The following is a 1282-nucleotide window of genomic DNA, read 5'->3' as shown; positions in this document are numbered from 1 at the left end:
GGCCGGGATCGCCGCCCGGCATCGAGGGGGGAAGGAAGACCGCGGGAGGCGGCGGGCCGGTGGCCTTACCGCTGGCGAGATCGTGCATAGGTACCGCCGGTATCGGTTGGAGGAACTGGGGGGTGGTCCGGCCGCGCGGAGGCTGCCGTAGCGGCCGGCGCGTGATCGGGTTCTGTGCCTGTCGCCGAGGAGGAGGCGTCTGGCGGCGGCGGCCGGTGGGGGTGCGCTGGGGGCCGCGGCCGAACCGTCCGCCGCCCAGCAGACCCAGGGCGCGACCGGTGACGTAGGCGCGCACGATCCGGCCCAGAACGCTGCTGCCGCCCTGGCCGATCTTTGGCATCATCCAGAACGGGATCTTGAACAGGAAATAGATCAGGGTGATGGCTGCCAGCAGGTTCACCAGCCCGTCCGGTTTCGGGCCGAACACGGTGAAACCACCGGGGGCGAAGAACACCTTGAAAGACGCGATGAGAACGAAGGACTGGGCGATCTGGATACTGATGCAGGCGAAGAATGCCTTCCACCACCAGTACGCGACCTTCTCGGTCTGCGGTAGAGCGTGTCCCGCGAGTGCCAGCGGTGCGGCTCCGATCAACGCCACGGTGATCGTGACCCGGGCAATGTAGGTGCACAGCAGCGCGACGATCGAACCGGCGAGAAACAACCCCAGGAAAATGACGAAGATGCTTCGGTTGACGACACCTGTGGCGCCGGTGGGCCCGATCGGTGGCGCGATCGCGCCGAGAATGATGTTCCGCAACTGTTGGGAGGCCGTGTTCGGGTCGAGTCCTTGCCCGAGGATCGCGGCGGGCAACGGATTCGCGATTTCGATGATCTTGCCGGCCAGGAACTGGGACAGGGTCGCGGCCAGGAACCCGAGGGGAATGCGGGGAGCGATCTCCTTGATGGACGTCCGGGCCTGCACCGACTGGAACGTCATGATCGTGATCCCGCCGATCATGATGAGGATGCTGTAGGAGGCGACGGTGATGCCCCACGAGGTTGTCCACAGTTCACCGATCGCCGGCAGCTCCGACGGTTTCGGTGTGGTCAACAGCGTGCGACCCAGCAGATCCAACAAGGGGTTGAGAGCGGCGGTCACCAAGCCCCGGAAAAAGCTGTTGATCGCGCTGGTGATACCGCGGGTGATCCAGCCGACAATTCCGCCGCCGCCTCCGTCGCCGCCGGTATCGGGCGCGGTCGGGGTGGTGTGCGGGGTCGGGGGTGGCGGTGCGGTGGGCTGGGGAACGCAGTCCTCGTCATCGGCCGCGCAGGGTGGGGA

General features: G+C 66.7%; 1 protein-coding gene and 1 pseudogene. One reads left to right on the top strand and one right to left on the bottom strand.

Features of this window, described 5'->3' with window-relative positions:
* Positions 1 to 925: pseudogene (locus NBZ85_RS31180) on the bottom strand (hypothetical protein); the annotation flags it as partial.
* A 121-nt stretch (positions 926 to 1046) separates the two neighbouring features.
* Between NBZ85_RS31180 and NBZ85_RS32915 the strand changes: the two are divergent.
* The coding region (locus NBZ85_RS32915; protein ID WP_308205250.1) for a hypothetical protein at positions 1047 to 1282 on the top strand (236 nt) is incomplete at its 3' end.

This window comes from Frankia tisae (assembly GCF_025403405.1).
Classification (GTDB): domain Bacteria; phylum Actinomycetota; class Actinomycetes; order Frankiales; family Frankiaceae; genus Frankia; species Frankia tisai.
This window is presented reverse-complemented; position numbering and strand designations above follow the sequence as displayed.